This window comes from Stenotrophomonas rhizophila (assembly GCF_003751305.1).
GTDB lineage: Bacteria > Pseudomonadota > Gammaproteobacteria > Xanthomonadales > Xanthomonadaceae > Stenotrophomonas > Stenotrophomonas rhizophila_B.
In genome coordinates, this window is record NZ_RJKV01000002.1 from 1,013,763 (window position 1) to 1,029,338 (window position 15,576).

Consider the following 15,576-nt stretch of genomic DNA (forward strand, 5'->3'; position numbering starts at 1 on the left):
CGGCCCGCCTGCCTCGCTGCTGAATCGACATGACGTCTCTTTTCTCCAAGCGGTGGTGGGCGTCGGTGCTGCGCGGCGTGCTGCCGTACCTGCGATGGGGTACGGCTGCGCTGCTCACACTGCTGCTGGTGCTGGATCTCGCGTTCCCGCCGCCGCTGCCCAGGCAGCGCGATACCAGCACCCTGGTGGTCGCGCGTGATGGCACGCCGCTGCGCGCGTTCGCCGATGCCGACGGGGTGTGGCGTTACCCGGCCTCGGCGGACAGCGTCTCGCCGCTGTATCTGCAGGCACTGCTGAACTACGAAGACCGCTGGTTCTGGCGGCATCCCGGCATCAACCCGTGGGGCCTGCTGCGCGCCGGCAAGCAATGGCTGTTCGAGCAGCGGATCGTCTCCGGCGGTTCAACGTTGACCATGCAGGTTGCGCGGATCCTCGATCCGCATACGCGCACACCGTGGGGCAAAGCCAAGCAGCTGCTGCGCGCGGTGCAGCTGGAACTGCACCTGAGCAAGGCGCAGATCCTGGCGCTGTATCTGGAACGTGCACCCTACGGCGGCACCATCGAAGGCGTGGAGGCGGCGAGCTGGGCCTATCTGGGCAAGCCGGCCTCGCAGTTGTCGCATGCCGAGGCGGCGTTGCTGGCCGTGCTGCCGCAGTCGCCCAGCCGGTTGCGTCCGGACCGCCACCCGGAGGCGGCCCAACGGGCGCGCGACAAGGTGCTCGAGCGGATGGTGTCACTCGGTGTGTGGTCACGCGAGGAGGTCGACGATGCCCGCATCGAACCGGTGGTCACCCGCGCCCTGCAGCCCCCGCTGCATGCGGCGCTGCTCGCCCAGCGGCTGCGCTCGGCACAGCCGCAGGCGGCGCGGATCGAGAGCACGCTGGACATCGGCCTGCAGCGCACGCTGGAAGAACGCGTGTCCTCGTACTTCTCGCAGCTGCCCGAGCGCACCTCGGCGGCGTTGCTGGTGGTGGACAACCGCACACTGGAGGCACGTGCCTACGTCGGTTCGGTGGCGTTCGGCGACAGACAGCGGCTCGGCCATGTGGACATGGTGCAGGCATGGCGCTCACCGGGCTCCACGCTCAAGCCGTTCCTGTATGGCATGGCCCTGGATGATGGCCTGATCCATTCGGATAGCCTGATGGTGGATGCGCCACAGAGCTTCGGTGGCTACCGGCCGGGCAACTTCGATGCGGCCTTCAACGGGCCGGTCAGTGCCGCCACGGCCCTGCGGTTGTCGCTCAACGTGCCGGCGGTGGACCTGCTGGATCGGGTCGGCTCGGCGCGTTTTGCCGCACGCCTGTCGCATGCGGGCATCAACCTGCGCTTTCCGCGTGGCAGTGCGCCCAATCTCTCGCTGATTCTCGGCGGCACCGGCGCGCGACTGGAAGATCTGGTCGGCACCTTCGCCGCGTTCAACCGCAACGGCATCGCCGGGCGGGTGCGTTACACCGCCGAAGATGCGGTGATCGAACGGCGCCTGATGTCCCCCGGCGCGGCGTGGATCACCCGCGAGATGCTTGAGTCCAATCCACGCCCGGGCTACGGCACCGGCACCTTCGATGTCACCGGCCGCCCGCGTGTGGCCTGGAAGACCGGCACCAGCTATGGCTATCGCGACGCCTGGGCGATCGGCACCACGCGGCATTACACGGTGGGCGTCTGGGTAGGGCGTCCGGACGGCACGCCGCTGCCCGGGCAGTACGGCGCGGTGACCGCGTTGCCGCTGATGTTCGAGGTGATCGACAGTCTGCCGCGCCAGGCTGGTGATGCCAGTGCGGCGCCGATGCCGGCGAGCGTAACGCAGGCCGAGATCTGCTGGCCGACCGGCGGCTTGGCGGAGCAGACCGCAGCGCCCCTGTGCCAACGCCGTATGCCGGCCTTCGTGCTGGACGGGGTCGTGCCGCCGACCTTCGCCGAACGCGAGGCGCGGCTGTGGCAGCCGGGCCTGCAGCGTTTCCAGGTGGATGCGCGCACGGGGCTGCGGCTGTCGCCGGAGTGCAGCCGGCCGCATGCGGCGGAGCCGCGTGAGATCGCGCGCTGGCCGGCGCTGTTGTCGCCGTGGTTGCCACAGGCGCAGCGTCAGGCCTCGCAGCTGCCGGCACTGTCGCCGGACTGCAGCGACGACGGCCGCGAAAGTGGTGGCACCCTGCATATCGAGGGGCTCAACGACCGCGCCACCCTCGCACGCGCACCGAATGCCGAGCACGGCGTACGCCTGCAGCTGCGTGCACTGGGCAATGAAACGACAGTCGATTGGCTGCTGGACGACCGCTGGATTGCCCGCACCGAAGGGCCGCGACTGTTCCAGCGTGACTTTGATGAAGTCGGTGAGCACACGTTGACCGCGCTGGCCGCCGATGGCGCGTGGACGCAGGTGCGGTTCCGGATCCTGCGCTGACGGTTTGCTGCGCGGAGTGCGATGGTGCCGGCCAGCGGCCGGCACTACCTGTGCGCCTGGCGCCGTCCCGCGGCCGGCATTACTCCCCGATCCAGCCGTCCAGCAGGTCGGCGAACTCGTCGGCGTGTTCTTCTTCCTGCGCCAGGATCTCTTCCAGGATGCGCTTGGTCGTGGTGTCCTTGTCGCCCACGAAGTTGATCATCTCGCGGTAGCTGTCGATCGCGATGCGCTCTGCAATCAGGTTCTCGCGGACCATGTCGCGCAGGTCGCTGCCTCCCTTGTACTCGGCATGCGAGCGCGCAGTGAGTGTGTCCGGATTGAGGTCGGGCTCGCCGCCCAGCTGCACGATGCGTTCGGCCAGCTTGCCGGCGTGCGCCTGTTCCTGCTGTGCGTGTTCCAGGAACTCGGCCTTGATCGAATCGGCGAGCATGCCCTTGGCCATGAAGTAATGGCGGTAGTAGCGCAGCACGCAGACGTACTCGGTGGCGAGCGCATCGTTGAGCAGCTTGATGACCGCTTCGCGGTCGGCACTGTAGCTGTCGGTGATGGCGCCATCTTCGATGTCCTTGCGGGCCTTGGCACGCAGGGTGGCGGTGTCGCTGATGCCCGGAGGACGGCTGTTGTCCGGGGTGGCGTTCGGGGTGTTCTTGGCTGGCTTTGACATGGCTGGCCGGGTTCCTCTGTTGCGTGGGTCTAGCGGGGGAGATGCTCCAGCACGTACTGCGCCGAAGACACCTCGAATTTTCCGGGTTCCTCGATGAAGGTCTCGCGCACGACACCGTCTTCGACGTACAGCGCGAAGCGGCGCGAGCGGATGCCCATCCCCGAGCTGCTGGCATCCATTTCCAGGCCCAGCGCACGGGTGAACTCACCATTGCCGTCAGACAGCAGCTGCAGGCCGTCGGGCACCTGCTGGCTCTCGCCCCAGGCCTTCATCACGAACGGATCGTTGACCGCCATGCAGAACACCTCGATCCCGCGGTGGCGGAATTCGGGGAACTGCTCGATGAAGCCGGGCAGGTGCCGGGCCGAACAGGTCGGGGTGAATGCGCCGGGCACGCCGAACAGCACCGCTTTGCGCGAATCGAACAGGGCATGGGTATCGATGGTCTCCATGCCCTCGCGGATGCGCTTGAGGGTGACTTCGGGAATGCGGTCGCCAACGTGGATGGTCATGCGGACTCCTTGGACACAGGCAGGGTAGTGAGGGGCATGGGATGGCCATGTCAATACGTTGAAAAGCCGACGTGCAGACCCATCTGTAGCGGGAAAGGCGGGCCACGGGGGCAGCGTAGCCGTCCGGGATGTCCGCCGCATTGCGCAGGATCATTCGCGCCCGGCGTGACGGTGGGCCGGTCCGCAGCAGCTAGAATTGCGCGGACGGCGCCCGCCCACGCGGGTGGCCGAACTTAGTCGAGGTGTTTGGATGGAATTCAAGGATTACTACGCCACGCTCGGGGTGGAACCCACCGCGGGCGATGCTGAGATCAAGACCGCGTACCGACGCCTGGCGCGCAAGTACCACCCGGATGTGAGCAAGGAAGCCGGGGCCGAGGACAAGTTCAAGGCGGTCAACGAGGCTTACGAGGCGCTGCGCGATCCGCAGAAGCGCGCGGCCTATGACCAGCTCAAGGCGCAGGGCTACCGGCCCGGCGAGGAGTTCCATACCCCGCCGAACTACGGCGGTGGCCAGGGGTATGACTTCGAAGAGGTGTTCGGTGGCGGCGCCGGCGGCGGCGGCTTCAGCGATTTCTTCGAGAGCCTGTTCGCGCGCCAGCGCGGCGGTGGCGGTGGCCGCGCCAGTGGCTTCGGCGGCGCCAGCCAGGGCCCGCAGCCGACCCGGGACACCCGTGCCAAGCTGTCGGTGCCATTGGAAGCGGCCTATCAGGGCGACAGCCTGCGCATCAACGTGGGCGGCAAGCAGCTGGATGTGCGCGTGCCCAAGGGCATCCGCCCGGGCCAGGTGATCCGGCTGGGCGGGCAGGGCACCGGTGGCGGCAACCTGCTGCTGGAAGTGGAATACGCCGAGCACCCGCAGTTCGAGGTGGATGGCCGCAACATTCTGTACACCCTGCAGGTGACCCCGTGGCAGGCCGCGCTGGGCACCAGCATCAGCGTGCCGACCCTGGGCGGTGCGGTGGAGCTGAAGGTGCCGGCCGAGTCCGATGCCGGCCGCAAGCTGCGCCTGCGTGGCCGCGGCCTGCCGGGCAACCCGGATGGCGATCAGATCGTGGAGCTGGAGATCATTGCGCCGGCGCCCACCGATGAGGCGCAGAAGAAAGCGTACAAGACGCTGGCCAAGGCATTCGGCGAGAAGGTCTGAGGCAGGTGGCGCGCGGCGTCCGGGTCATCGTTGCGCACTGACCAACGGTCGGTGTCTACCGGGGCGGCCGCGATTGCCTTCGCGGTAGAAGCCGACCGTTGGTCGGCTCACCGTGCCATCAGCTCACGCCGTCGGCGGTTCCTGGTGGCTGAAAACGCGCTCCAGCACCTCGGACAGCTCGTCTTCCGAGAACGGCTTGGTGATGTAGGCCTTGGCGCCCTGGCGCATGCCCCACATGCGGTCGGTGTCCTGGTCCTTGGTGGTCACCAGGATCACCGGGATGTGCTTGGTCGAGGCGTCGCGCGCCAGCGTGCGGGTCGCCTGGAAGCCATTGAGGTTGGGCATGACCACGTCCATCAGCACCAGATCGGGCAGCTCGGCCTTGGCCGTTTCCACCCCGGCGGCGCCATCGGTGGCGGTCAGGATCTCGTGCCCGAGTTTTTCGACGATCCGCTGTATCCCCAACAGCTGCGACGGTGAATCGTCGACGATCAGAATGCGTGCCATGGTGTTCCCCGTGTGATGCCCGCAGTGTAGTGCGGGCCTCGCATTGTCGTGAAGCACCAAGCGTGCCGTCCGTCGCCCGGCTGCCACGCTCAGTCGATTCGTACCACCGTGCGGCCGTGGTTGCCGCCCGCGAGCAGGGTATCGAACGCCGCGGGCAGGCCATCCAGCCCGACCTCGCTGGTGCAGATCGTCTCCAGATGCGCCGGTTTCCACGCGCCGCCCAGCTTGTCCCAGACCGCTTCGCGCAGATCACGCGGTGCGCTGGAGGACGACACACCCAGCAGCGACACGCCGCGGATGATGAAGGGCATCACCGTCATGTCCAATGCCGGGCTGGCGGCGAGGCCGGCACTGACCACCGAACCGTAGGGCACGGTCTGGGCCAGCAGACTGGTCAGCATCGCGCCGCCGGCGTTGTCCAGGCCACCGCCGAAACGCGCCGATTCCATCGGGCGGGAGGTCGCCAGCACATCTCGCGGCAGAACCTCGCGGGCCCCCAGGCCTCGCAGATAGCCGGCCTGGTCGGCCTTGCCGCTGATCGCATGCACCTCGAAACCGGCCCGGGTGAAGATATCCACCGCCAGCGAGCCGACCCCCCCGGTGGCCCCGGTCACTGCCAGCGGCCCGTGGGCGGGGGTCTGACGGTTGTCCAGCATCCGCACCAAGGCCAGCGCGGCAGTAAACCCGGCCGTCCCCAGGATCATCGCCTCGCGCGGGCTCAGCCCGGCCGGCTGGGGGATCACCGCACTGGCGGCCAGGCGCACATACGGGCTGTAGCCCCCATCGCGGGTCTCGCTGAGCCCGCACCCGGTGGCGAGCACGGCATCGCCTTCGCGGTAGGCCGGGTCAGTCGAAGCGACCACCGTGCCGGCCACGTCGATACCACCGACCAGCGGGAAGCGCCGCAGGATCTTGCCCTTGCCGGTGCCGGCCAACGCATCCTTATAGTTGACCGAGGACCAGTGCGCGCGGAGGACCACCTCGCCGGGGTTGAGCTGGTCCAGGCCGATCGGTTCCAGCCCGGCGTGGTAGCCGGTATCGTCCTGGTGGATGCGGAAAGCGTTGAACCGGTCGGGAATTGCCATGAAGATGCCTGACGGGGGAAAACGCCACCTTACCTGCTGCTCCGGCGTGCGGGGACCCTCATGGGCCCTCGCGGATGCAGTTATGAATCGTTCCCCGAGATGCGTGACCCCTTCCAATCCTGTCGATCTGCCCCATCTAGTAGAATCGACAACGTTTTAACGGTTGACGGTGCGGGAGTGGCCCGCAGGCAACCTTACCTTGATGGAGCGTGCATGGCCTGGAATACACCCGGCGGCAACAAGGGCGGACAAGGCCCCGACGAGAATCGACGTGGGCCGTTCGGTCCTCGCGGTGGCGGCAATGGCGGCGGTTGGGGCGGTTTGCCCGGTCCGCTGAAAGACCTGTTCGATGGCGGCATCCTGCGGTGGGTTGCAGTGGCTGCGGTGTTGCTGCTGCTGTTCTCCAGCTTCCAGCTGATCGGCGAACAGCAACGCGGCGTCGTGCTGCGCTTCGGTCAATTCCATCGCATCCTGCAGCCTGGCCCGAACTTCAAGCTGCCCTGGCCGCTGGAATCAGTGACCAAGGTCAATGCCACCGAGATCAAGACGTTCAGCAGCCAGGTGCCGGTCCTGACCCGCGACGAGAACATCGTCAACGTCTCGCTCAACGTCCAGTACCGCATCGACGATCCGCGCCTGTACCTGTTCGGCTCGGTCGATGCCGACCAGGTGCTGGAACAGACCGCGCAGAGCGCGGTGCGTGAGCAGGTCGGTCGTGCCGACCTCAACAACGTGCTGAACAACCGTGGCCCGCTCGCCGTGGCCGCCGAAGAGCGCCTGCAGGCCTCGCTTGGCAGCTACCGCACCGGTCTGTCGGTGACCGGGCTGACCCTGCCCGATGCCCGCCCGCCCGAGGAGGTCAAGCCGGCCTTCGACGAGGTCAACGGTGCCCAGCAGGTCAAGGAGCGTCTGATCAACGAAGCCCAGGCTTACGCCGCCAAGGTGGTTCCAGAAGCGCGCGGCCAGGCCTCGCGGGCCCGTACCACCGCCGAAGGCTACAAGCAGGCCGTGGTCGCCAAGGCCGAGGGTGATGCCTCGCGCTTCAGCCTGCTGCAGGTCCAGTACAAGGACGCCCCGGAAGTCACGCGCAAGCGTCTGTGGCTGGAAACGGTGCAGAAGGTGCTCTCGGAGAACCGCAAGATCATCGGTGGCGATGGCCGCCAGCTGATCTACGTGCCGATGCCGGGCGACAACCGCACCAGCACCAATGCCGCTCCGGCGGTGACCCCGGAAGTCATGCTGCCGTCGCTGCCTGCCAGCACGGCCGTGGATGGCGTTCGCAATGCGGAGCGTCCGACGACGCGCCCGACCGGTCGTGAGGAGGGCAGCCGATGAGAAGTTCACTGTGGATTGGTCTGGCCGTAGCGGTCCTGCTTGGGCTGTTGGGGTCGGTTTACGTGGTCCGTGAGGACCAGACTGCGATGGTGCTGAACCTGGGCAAGGTGGTCCGTGCGGACATCAAGCCGGGCCTGCACTTCAAGGTGCCGCTGGTGGAAACGGTGCGCGTGTTCGATCGCCGTTTCCAGGTGCTCGACACCGCCCCGGCGCGTTACTTCACCGCTGAGCAGAAGGACGTCAGCGTCGACTTCTTCGCCATCGGTTACATCTCCGACGTGCGCGCGTACTTCCGTGCGACCGGCGGCGATGCCCGGGTGGCCAATGCCCGTCTGGCCCCGATCATCACCGACTCGCTGCGCAACCAGATCAACTCGCGGTCGTTGCAGCAGCTGGTGTCCGGGGATCGCAGCGAACTGATCGCCAACCAGCTGACCGGCATCAACGAGTCGGTCAAGGCGCTCGGCATGCAGATCATCGACCTGCGCATCAAGCAGATCGACCTGCCGACCGACAGCCAGGTGATCAACGATGTGTACGAGCGCATGCGCGCCCAGCGTAAGCAGGAAGCGGCCAAGCTGCGCGCCGAGGGTGAAGAGCAGTCGCTGACCATCCGTGCCCAGGCCGACCGCGAGAGCACCGTGATCGTGGCCGAAGCCGAGCGCGACGCCCAGCAGCTGCGCGGTGCCGGCGATGCCGATGCCGCCCGCATCTACGGCAAGGCCGGCTCGGCCGACCCGTCGTTCTACGCCTTCTACCGCAGCCTGGAGGCCTACCGTGGCTCCATGACCGACGGCAACGGCGTGATCGTGCTCGACAAGAACGACCCGTTCCTGCAGTACCTCAAGAGCGATCGCTGAGGCCGCAGGCGGTAGTCATCCACGGGGACCCGGTGCAGACCGGGTCCCCGTTTTGTTTGTGGAGATGTCATGAAAGATCTGTTCTCGGCCCTGTGCCTGGTCGCCGTGCTCGAAGGCCTGTTCCTGTTCGCCGCCCCGTTGGCCTGGAAGCGGATGGCCGAGCAGCTGCTGATGCTGCGCAGCAGCGCCCTGCGCACCTGGGGCGGGGTGATCCTGCTGGCGGGCCTGACCACCCTGTGGTGGTTGAAGCACTGAGCCGGTTCCCGCCATGCGCTGGTTGGTAGTGCCGGCCGTTGGCCGGCTCCAGGCCATCCCTCAAGCCGGCCAGCGGCCGGCACTACCCAAGCGGCGGTTCTGACCGGCCGGTGAAGTCCACCGGCCCCCGGGGTGGCAGCAGCCACCGGAAACCCGGATAATGCACAAAAGCCGGACGGGCACTCTGTTTCAGAGTTACTCGTCCGGCTTTTTCCGTGTCTGGGTCCCCCAGCGTCGGCGCGCTCCCCGCTGGAGCCCGCCACCCCGCGCTGAGCGGCCACCCCGGCATGGTCCCAAACCCGCGGCCCCGATGGCCGCACAAAAACCAGGAGTTACCCGTCATGGGTCAGTCAGTTGTCGTGTTGGGTGCCCAGTGGGGCGATGAAGGCAAGGGCAAGATCGTCGATCTGCTCACCGAGGAAATCGGCGCTGTCGTGCGCTTCCAGGGCGGCCACAATGCCGGCCACACGCTGGTCATCAATGGCAAGAAGACCGTGCTGCACCTGATTCCGTCGGGCATCCTGCGTGAAGACGCGCTGTGCCTGATCGGCAACGGCGTGGTGATCTCGCCGGCCGCGCTGCAGAAGGAAATCGCCGAGCTGGAAACCTCCGGCGTGGAAGTCCGTTCGCGCCTGAAGATCTCCCCGGCCGCGCCGCTGATCATGCCGTACCACATCGCCCTGGACCAGGCGCGCGAACGCGCTGCCGGCGGCAAGGCGATCGGCACCACCGGCCGTGGCATCGGCCCGGCGTATGAAGACAAGGTGGCGCGTCGCGGCATCCGCATCGCCGACCTGCATTACCCGGCCCAGCTGGAAGAGCTCCTGCGCACCGCGCTGGATTACCACAACTTCGTGCTGACCAATTACCTCAAGACCGACGCGGTCGACTTCCAGAAGACCTACGACGAAGCGCTGGCCTTCGGCGAGTACGTCGAGCCGATGAAGTCCGACGTTGCCGGCATCCTGCACGACCTGCGCAAGCAGGGTAAGCGCGTGCTGTTCGAAGGCGCCCAGGGCGCGCTGCTGGATATCGATCACGGCACCTACCCGTACGTCACCAGCTCCAACACCACTGTCGGTGGTGCACTGGCCGGTGCCGGCGTCGGCGCCGATGCGATCGACTACGTGCTGGGTATCGCCAAGGCCTACGCGACCCGCGTCGGCGGTGGCCCGTTCCCGACCGAGCTGGACGATGAAGTCGGCCAGGGCATCCGCGACCGCGGTGCCGAGTACGGCGCCTCGACCGGCCGTCCGCGTCGCTGCGGCTGGATGGACATCGTCGCGCTCAAGCGCGCCGTGGCCATCAACGGCATCAGCGGCCTGTGCATCACCAAGCTGGACGTGCTCGACGGCATGGAAAAGCTGAAGGTCTGCATCGCCTACGAATACCGCGGCAAGCGTACCGAGTACGCCCCGCTGGACGCGCAGGGCTGGGAAGAATGCACGCCGGTGTACCTGGAGTTCCCGGGCTGGACCGAGAACACCCACGGCATCACCAACTGGGATGATCTGCCGCCGGCCGCCCGCGCTTACCTGCGCGCGCTGGAAGAGCTGGCCGGTTGCCCGGTGAGCATCGTCTCGACCGGCCCGGACCGCGACCACACCATGGTCCTGCAGGATCCGTTCGCCTGATCAGGCGCGCCGTGCCGGGCCATGCCCGGTATCGCGTGAAGGTGTAAGGTGTAAAGAAAAGCCCCGCGCAAGCGGGGCTTTTTCGTTGCCGCGCCCGCGCCGCGTCAGCGCCGGCCGATGCCCATCTGCAGTTCCGACAGTTCCAGATTCTCATCGTGGTTGGCATCCAGGCTCTGGAAACGCATCTCTGACGAGCGGCGCATTTCCTCGGCACTCAGCTCGCCGTCGCCGTTCTGATCGGCAATGCGCACCCATTCGGCTGCCGAGAACTCGCCATCACGCTGCGGACCGAGCACCGCCTGCACTTCATCGACGCTCACACGGTAGTTGTGATCCGCATCGACCAGACGGAAGAACGCGTCACCGTCGTACTCATCACGGCTGACCTTGCCATCGCCATTGCGATCCAGCATCACGAAGCGGTCCGGCGCGGTGGCGGGCAGGTCCTGTGCGACGGCGGCGCCTGTTGCGCCAACGCCAGACAGAAGGAGCAGGGCAACGCGAGGTGCGAGCATCATCACGGTCTTCTCCAGAGCGGTGCGAATGGTAGGCATGCCGTCAGCGGTCAGTGTCCGCTCCGTGGGTGACCAGGCCAACGGCATTTTTCCGCATTCGTGCCAGTAGTTTTACTGGTTGATCGCGGTCAGCTGACCGCAGTGCTCGTGCCCCCGCCGGGCATGGCATGCTGGGCAGCCTCACAACAGTCACACGGGCCGGTATGGAATCTGGAGATCGCGCGGGGTCGCGCATGAGCAACGCGAACCGCGCCCTGCATGCGGTGGTGTCCGACCTTGAGGCGCTGTTGCGCGGCGATGGAGAAAACCACTGGGCCGATTGGATGCAGCGGGTCATCATCCAGCTTGAGCAGGGCGATCCAAGCGCGCCGGAGAGCCTGCTGCGCGCCTATGGCGGCATGGGGTCGTTCAACGATCTCGCGCTCGGGCAGGACTACAGCAGTGGCCACTTCCAGTGGCGCGCGGACGCGGGTGAACTCAATGAGCGTCTGGACGCATTGCGCGGCCGTGCCTGGGAACTGGCACGGGCGATCCGGGATGCAACAGCCAGCCCGCATTGATCACAGCGCCTGCCGACCGGTCAGCACCGGATAGGGGTTGATCGATTCGCCCTTCCACCACTGCTTTTCCGGGCCCAGTACATGGATCTCGAAATGCAGGTGGGGTGCCTCCGGACTCGCGTTGCCCGTGCTGCCGACATAGCCGATCACCTCACCGCGCTTGACCGTCTTTTTCTCCGCCAGGCCGTCGGCGTAACGGTCCAGATGGGCGTAGTAATAGCAGTAGCGACCGCTCGGTTCGAACTGGTACACGGTGAGCCCACCCCGCACGCTGTCGAACAGTTTCTCCACGGTACCGTCGGCGACGGCCAGCACCGGCGTGCCGTTCGGCGCGAGGATGTCGATGGCATCGTGCACGCGGCCTTCGCTGCGGGCATCGGTGAAGGTGTCCTGCAACTGGTCCGCGCGGATGCCCTGCACCGGCAGCAGCAGGGCGCCGCCGGCATCTGCTGGAGGCGCCGCGACACCGCCCGGGTCAGGCGCAGGCGGTGCGGGCATGGTCTGGATCGGTGCCGGTGTCGCCGCCGGCGTGGAAGCAGGCGGCGGTGGCGCATCGAGTGCGGCACGGGCGGAACTCGTGGCCGATCCCACCTTGGCCGGTTCGGCGGCGCCAAGGCGGGCGGACGGCCCCGGCCCCAGCAGCCAGTAGCCGACCACGCCGATCACCAGCCCTACCGCCAGCAGTCGCAGGGTCTTCATGCGCTTACTCCTGCATCACGACGGGCACGGAGGCATCCACCGCGTCGGCTACCTGCAGCGCATCCCAGTTGGTCAGGCGCACACAGCCATGGGACTCGGTCTTGCCCACGTGGCCAGGCTCGGGCGTGCCGTGCAGACCGTAATGCGGTTTGGAAATGTCGATCCAGACCACGCCGACCGGATTGTTCGGGCCCGGCGGCAGCACCGCCTTGCTGTCGCCGGCCTTGGCGTCCCAGAACAACTTGGGGTTGTAGTGGAAGGTCGGATCGCGCGAGATGCCGAGGATCTTCCATTTGCCAATCGGCAGCGGGTCATGTTTGCTGCCCGACGACACGGGGAACTGTGCATAGACCTTGCCATCGGCATCGAACAACCGGAGCGTCGAGTCGGATTTGTCGATCACCAGCTTGCTGGCTTTGGCCAGCGGGGTGACCGCGATGTTCGGTACCTGGATCACGCTGCCGGCCTTGCCCAGGTCCACACCGGGATTGAGCGCCTTCAGCAGGTCGGGCGAGGCGTGGAAGCGTTCGCCCAGTGCTTCTTCCACGGAGCCGAAGCCCAGCGATGTCAGCTTGGCCTGTTCGGCCGGCCCCTTCGGCACGGGCTGGAACGGGCCGGCCACATCCTCGGCGGTCAGCGTGTAGCGCACCAGCGGCGGGGCGCTGTCCGGCTGCAGGGCCTTCCAGGTCGCATCGTCCAGTTCACCGGTCACCTTGATCCCGCGGGCGGCCTGGAAGCCGGACACGGCCCGCTTCTGGTTGGAACCCACTTCGCCATCGATCTGCCCCGGAGAGAAGTGGGCGCGGTCAAGCAGCACCTGGGCATGCAGGTCCGAGCGCGGCCCGGTGGCCAGCGGCGTGTCGGCCGTGGCGGTAGCCGGTGTCGCGGCCGGTGCCGTCTGGGCGACCGCCCAGACAGGGGCGGCGAGCGCCAGGGCGAGGGCGGACATGCGGGCGATCTGGTGCAGGCGAGGGGTCATCGGACATTCCAGGAGAGACGTGCTTCCACCATGCCTGCCGGGCATGCGCAGTGGCCGTGAAAAGCCTGACGCGCGGCTGAGTGTGGGCACCGGCCCGGCCAATGTGTCCGCTACGTGAACCCATTCACCCCTCAACACGCCCACGGATCAAGGCCGCCCAGGGAAGGCCGATACCAGTGCACCCCCCACGTTTGGAAGTTGTCATGGATTATTTGCGGAACGTCAGCGTCGTCTGGCGGCTTGGCCTGGGCTTCGGTCTGTTGCTGCTGCTGGTGGCTGCGGTCGTCGCCATCGGCGCGACCGGCAGCGCGGAACAGAAACAGTCGATGCAGCAGGTGGTCGAGGTCAATGTGGCCAAGGTCCGGCTGCTGTCGGAAATGCTCGATGCCAACAACCAGATGATGGTGGTGCGGCGCGAGATGCTGATCCGCCAGGGCGACCGCCTGGCCGATGACGAAGTGCGCATCGCCGACCTGGTGAAGCGTTACGAGGCCAGCTGGACTGCCTATCAGGCGTTGCCCACCAATGCTGACGACAAGGCGATCGGCGACGCCATCGCAGCGGCCCGCGCGGTCGCGCGCCCGCTCAACAAGCAGATGAGCGAACAGCTCAAGCTGGGCGATTTCGCCGGTGCCACCGCGTTGACGCTGGGCGCCGTGCAGGAAGCCGCCAACGCTTGGAACAAAGCCCTCGGCGATGGGGTGAGCTACGAAGAAACGCAGAGCCGCCAGGCTGCCGCCGAGGCGATCCGGCTGGGTGAGCGCACGTTCCTGCAGTTGCTGGTGCTGGGCGCGATCGCGCTGGTGGTCGGCATCACGGCCTCGGTGTTGATCGGACGCAGCCTGACCGGCCCGCTGGCACGCGCCGTCGGTCTGGCGACCCGCATGGCCAAGGGCGACCTGGAGCAGGACTTCCGCCTCGGCGGCCGCGACGAGATCACCCAGTTGGGCAACGCCATGGCCACGGTCCGCCAGACCGTCCAGTGCGCGATCACTGCCCAGCTGGACATGGCCCGCCAGCATGAAGCCGGCGCCATCAGCTACCGCATGGACGAAGCCGCCTTCCCCGGCGATTTCGGACGCATGATCCGCGCCACCAACGAGCTCGTCGGGTCACACGTGGCCGTCGAGTTCCACATGGTCGAGGTGATGCAGCGCTATGCGATCGGCGACCTGAGCCGCGATCTGGACACCTATCCAGGTGAAAAGGCCGTATTGACCACCACCATGGCGACCGTCAAGGACAGCCTGATGGCGATCAACCAGCAGATCGAGACGCTGGCGTCGGCTGCACGTGCGGGCGACTTCTCGGTGCGTGGTACCGAGCAGAGCTTCCAGTTCCAGTTCCGCGCGATGGTCGCCCAGTTGAACGGGATGATGGCCAGCTCGCAGAGCAGCATCGCCGACCTGTCGCAGGTGCTGCGCGCGATCTCCACGGGCGATCTGACCTCGCGCATGGATGGCCACTACGAAGGTGTGTTCGCGCAGATGCGCGACGATGCCACGGTAACCGCTGTCCAGCTGACCGGCATCGTGCAGCAGATCCAGGGTGCAGCCGGCAGCATCAACGATGCCGCACAGGAACTGGCCGCAGGCCACAGCGACCTGTCGCGCCGCACCGAGCAGCAGGCGGCCAATCTGGAAGAGGCCGCTGCCTCGATGGAAGAGCTGACCTCCACGGTCCGCCAGAACGCCGAGCTGGCCAACCAGGCCGACCACGAAGCCCATGCGGCCGGTGCCGCGGTCAAGGCAACCGAGCAGGCCATCGCGCAGATGGCAGCCGTCATGAGCGAGATCGACCAGTCTTCGGCGCGCATCTCCGAGATCTCCTCGGTGATCGATGGCATCGCGTTCCAGACCAATATCCTGGCCTTGAACGCGGCGGTGGAAGCGGCCCGTGCCGGTGAGAACGGGCGCGGTTTCGCGGTCGTGGCCACCGAGGTGCGCACGCTGGCGCAGCGTGCCGGTACGGCGGCCAAGGAGATCAAGGACCTGATCGACGAGTCCAGCAGCAAGGTCAAGACCGGACTGAGCGTGACCGTGCAGTCCGAAGCGGCGATCGCCCGCCTGACCCAGGCCAGCTCGCGCACCAATCAGCTGATGAGCGACATCGCCGCCGCGACCAAAGAACAGGCCGCCGGCATCGAGCAGGTCAACCAGGTGGTCGTGCAGATGGACCAGGTGACCCAGCAGAACGCGGCGCTCGTGGAAGAAGCCACCGCTGCCAGCCGCGCGCTGGAAGAACAGGCGTATGCACTGACCGAATCGGTGGCGGTGTTCAAGCTGGACAACAGCGCGGCAAGCCTGCGTCGCCCGGCGGCATTGCAGGCAGCATGACGACACGTGTGCGCTGAGTAATACAGAAAAGCCCCGCTTCGGCGGGGCTTTTTCATGCCGATCGGGCTGGCCGACGCAGCGGC

General features: G+C 67.0%; 15 protein-coding genes. 8 read left to right on the forward strand and 7 right to left on the reverse strand.

From position 1 onward, the window contains the following. Nucleotides 1-29: 29 nt before the first annotated feature. Complete coding sequence (gene pbpC, locus EDF74_RS12955) at nucleotides 30-2,405, forward strand: penicillin-binding protein 1C (RefSeq protein WP_123730485.1); 2,376 nt, start codon at nucleotides 30-32, stop codon at nucleotides 2,403-2,405. A 79-nt stretch (nucleotides 2,406-2,484) separates the two neighbouring features. Here the strand turns inward: pbpC and EDF74_RS12960 are convergent, their stop codons facing one another. Together EDF74_RS12960 and EDF74_RS12965 are read right to left on the reverse strand one after the other, a co-directional pair. Next, nucleotides 2,485-3,069, reverse strand: a complete 585-nt coding sequence (locus EDF74_RS12960; protein WP_123730486.1) for a ferritin-like domain-containing protein — start codon at nucleotides 3,067-3,069, stop codon at nucleotides 2,485-2,487. 29 nt (nucleotides 3,070-3,098) lie between these two features. Continuing rightward, complete coding sequence (locus EDF74_RS12965) at nucleotides 3,099-3,581, reverse strand: peroxiredoxin (protein WP_102788119.1); 483 nt, start codon at nucleotides 3,579-3,581, stop codon at nucleotides 3,099-3,101. Between the two features lie 250 nt (nucleotides 3,582-3,831). Between EDF74_RS12965 and EDF74_RS12970 the strand changes: the two genes are divergently transcribed. Further along, complete coding sequence (locus tag EDF74_RS12970; RefSeq protein ID WP_123730487.1) at nucleotides 3,832-4,728, forward strand: DnaJ C-terminal domain-containing protein; 897 nt, start codon at nucleotides 3,832-3,834, stop codon at nucleotides 4,726-4,728. A gap of 123 nt (nucleotides 4,729-4,851) precedes the next feature. On the opposite strand, the gene pilH is transcribed toward EDF74_RS12970, so the two are convergent. Then, nucleotides 4,852-5,235, reverse strand: coding sequence for a twitching motility response regulator PilH (gene pilH, locus EDF74_RS12975; RefSeq protein WP_123730488.1), 384 nt, complete (start codon nucleotides 5,233-5,235; stop codon nucleotides 4,852-4,854). A gap of 89 nt (nucleotides 5,236-5,324) precedes the next feature. Further along, complete coding sequence (locus EDF74_RS12980; protein WP_123730489.1) at nucleotides 5,325-6,320, reverse strand: YhdH/YhfP family quinone oxidoreductase; 996 nt, start codon at nucleotides 6,318-6,320, stop codon at nucleotides 5,325-5,327. Nucleotides 6,321-6,533: 213 nt separating this feature from the next. Here EDF74_RS12980 and hflK point away from each other — a divergent pair, with 213 nt between their 5' ends. The 4 genes from hflK (at nucleotide 6,534) to EDF74_RS13000 (ending at nucleotide 10,404) form a co-directional block, all read left to right on the forward strand. After that, nucleotides 6,534-7,655, forward strand: coding sequence for an FtsH protease activity modulator HflK (gene hflK / locus EDF74_RS12985; protein ID WP_121038866.1), 1,122 nt, complete (start codon nucleotides 6,534-6,536; stop codon nucleotides 7,653-7,655). Then, nucleotides 7,652-8,515, forward strand: coding sequence for a protease modulator HflC (gene hflC / locus EDF74_RS12990; RefSeq protein ID WP_019186091.1), 864 nt, complete (start codon nucleotides 7,652-7,654; stop codon nucleotides 8,513-8,515). The genes hflK and hflC overlap by 4 nt, the downstream gene beginning before the upstream one ends. 69 nt (nucleotides 8,516-8,584) lie before the next feature. Then, nucleotides 8,585-8,770: a DUF2065 domain-containing protein gene (locus EDF74_RS12995; RefSeq protein ID WP_121038863.1), complete on the forward strand. Its 186-nt coding sequence runs from the start codon at nucleotides 8,585-8,587 to the stop codon at nucleotides 8,768-8,770. A 341-nt stretch (nucleotides 8,771-9,111) separates the two neighbouring features. Then, nucleotides 9,112-10,404, forward strand: a complete 1,293-nt coding sequence (locus EDF74_RS13000) for an adenylosuccinate synthase (RefSeq protein ID WP_088432983.1) — start codon at nucleotides 9,112-9,114, stop codon at nucleotides 10,402-10,404. Nucleotides 10,405-10,508: 104 nt separating this feature from the next. Here EDF74_RS13000 and EDF74_RS13005 read toward each other — a convergent pair whose 3' ends face one another. After that, nucleotides 10,509-10,958 carry an EF-hand domain-containing protein gene (locus EDF74_RS13005; protein WP_184997234.1) on the reverse strand — a complete coding sequence of 150 codons (450 nt, stop codon included), beginning with the start codon at nucleotides 10,956-10,958 and terminating at the stop codon, nucleotides 10,509-10,511. A 194-nt stretch (nucleotides 10,959-11,152) separates the two neighbouring features. Here EDF74_RS13005 and EDF74_RS13010 point away from each other — a divergent pair, with 194 nt between their 5' ends. Then, nucleotides 11,153-11,479: a DUF6966 domain-containing protein gene (locus EDF74_RS13010; RefSeq protein ID WP_123730491.1), complete on the forward strand. Its 327-nt coding sequence runs from the start codon at nucleotides 11,153-11,155 to the stop codon at nucleotides 11,477-11,479. On the opposite strand, the gene EDF74_RS13015 is transcribed toward EDF74_RS13010, so the two are convergent. Together EDF74_RS13015 and EDF74_RS13020 are read right to left on the reverse strand one after the other, a co-directional pair. After that, nucleotides 11,480-12,178, reverse strand: a complete 699-nt coding sequence (locus EDF74_RS13015) for a M23 family metallopeptidase (RefSeq protein ID WP_123730492.1) — start codon at nucleotides 12,176-12,178, stop codon at nucleotides 11,480-11,482. A gap of 4 nt (nucleotides 12,179-12,182) precedes the next feature. Continuing rightward, a complete protein-coding gene (locus tag EDF74_RS13020; protein WP_123730493.1) occupies nucleotides 12,183-13,157 on the reverse strand; it encodes a L,D-transpeptidase family protein in 975 nt (324 codons plus the stop codon). A 203-nt stretch (nucleotides 13,158-13,360) separates the two neighbouring features. On the opposite strand from EDF74_RS13020, the gene EDF74_RS13025 reads away from it, so the two are divergent. Beyond that, on the forward strand, nucleotides 13,361-15,493 hold the full coding sequence (locus EDF74_RS13025) for a methyl-accepting chemotaxis protein (RefSeq protein WP_123730494.1): 2,133 nt from the start codon (nucleotides 13,361-13,363) through the stop codon (nucleotides 15,491-15,493). The last annotated feature ends 83 nt before the right edge of the window (nucleotides 15,494-15,576 follow it).

Coding starts and splice junctions, on each gene's coding strand:
- pbpC (WP_123730485.1), top strand. CDS start 30: ATGACGTCTCTTTTCTCCAAGCGGTGGTGGGCGTCGGTGCTGCGCGGC.
- EDF74_RS12960 (WP_123730486.1), bottom strand. CDS start 3,069: ATGTCAAAGCCAGCCAAGAACACCCCGAACGCCACCCCGGACAACAGC.
- EDF74_RS12965 (WP_102788119.1), bottom strand. CDS start 3,581: ATGACCATCCACGTTGGCGACCGCATTCCCGAAGTCACCCTCAAGCGC.
- EDF74_RS12970 (WP_123730487.1), top strand. CDS start 3,832: ATGGAATTCAAGGATTACTACGCCACGCTCGGGGTGGAACCCACCGCG.
- pilH (WP_123730488.1), bottom strand. CDS start 5,235: ATGGCACGCATTCTGATCGTCGACGATTCACCGTCGCAGCTGTTGGGG.
- EDF74_RS12980 (WP_123730489.1), bottom strand. CDS start 6,320: ATGGCAATTCCCGACCGGTTCAACGCTTTCCGCATCCACCAGGACGAT.
- hflK (WP_121038866.1), top strand. CDS start 6,534: ATGGCCTGGAATACACCCGGCGGCAACAAGGGCGGACAAGGCCCCGAC.
- hflC (WP_019186091.1), top strand. CDS start 7,652: ATGAGAAGTTCACTGTGGATTGGTCTGGCCGTAGCGGTCCTGCTTGGG.
- EDF74_RS12995 (WP_121038863.1), top strand. CDS start 8,585: ATGAAAGATCTGTTCTCGGCCCTGTGCCTGGTCGCCGTGCTCGAAGGC.
- EDF74_RS13000 (WP_088432983.1), top strand. CDS start 9,112: ATGGGTCAGTCAGTTGTCGTGTTGGGTGCCCAGTGGGGCGATGAAGGC.
- EDF74_RS13005 (WP_184997234.1), bottom strand. CDS start 10,958: ATGCCTACCATTCGCACCGCTCTGGAGAAGACCGTGATGATGCTCGCA.
- EDF74_RS13010 (WP_123730491.1), top strand. CDS start 11,153: ATGAGCAACGCGAACCGCGCCCTGCATGCGGTGGTGTCCGACCTTGAG.
- EDF74_RS13015 (WP_123730492.1), bottom strand. CDS start 12,178: ATGAAGACCCTGCGACTGCTGGCGGTAGGGCTGGTGATCGGCGTGGTC.
- EDF74_RS13020 (WP_123730493.1), bottom strand. CDS start 13,157: ATGACCCCTCGCCTGCACCAGATCGCCCGCATGTCCGCCCTCGCCCTG.
- EDF74_RS13025 (WP_123730494.1), top strand. CDS start 13,361: ATGGATTATTTGCGGAACGTCAGCGTCGTCTGGCGGCTTGGCCTGGGC.